Annotated in this window: 1 protein-coding gene; it reads right to left on the minus strand. The window is 51.5% G+C overall.

The window, feature by feature from the left end:
• Window positions 1-652 (minus strand): adenosine deaminase (add, locus tag ACTHS3_RS16475; protein WP_440368571.1); only part of this gene is annotated, 652 nt, incomplete at both ends.

The raw sequence follows: 652 nt of genomic DNA on the forward strand, positions 1-652 counted from the left end.
TCATATAGCCGCCGAAATATGCCGGATCATCGGAATTGACGGTTACCAACACGCCGCGTTGCAACATACGGCGCAAATTGTGTTTCGCCATCTCCGGAAATACTTTTAATTTCAAATTGCTCAACGGGCAAACGGTCAACGGCATTTGTTCTTTAATCAAACGCGCCATCAACGCCCCATCTTCTTCCGCCCGTACGCCATGATCGATACGGCGGATATGCAGTAAGTCCAAAGCCTCATAAACATATTCCGGCGGGCCTTCTTCTCCGGCATGCGCCACCGTCAACAAACCCTCCGCCCGCGCCTGCGCAAACACGCGCTCCAACGAAGACGGCGGATGCCCCAGTTCGCTCGAATCCAAGCCTACGCCGATGATGTGTTCTTTATAAGGCAAAGCCTGATTTAAGGTTTCAAATGCGCTTTCTTCCGACAAATGCCGCAGGAAACACATAATCAAACGCGTGCTTATGCCCCATTGCTGCCCGGCTTCATGACAGGCGCGGACAATGCCGTTAATCACGGTTTCAAACGTCACGCCCCGCGCAGTATGGGTTTGCGGATCAAAAAATATTTCCGTATGCACGACATTGTCTTCATGGCAACGCTCAAGATACGCGCGGGTCAAATCGTAAAAATCCGCCTCGTGCAACAA

The organism is Neisseria sp. P0009.S007 (assembly GCF_051962515.1).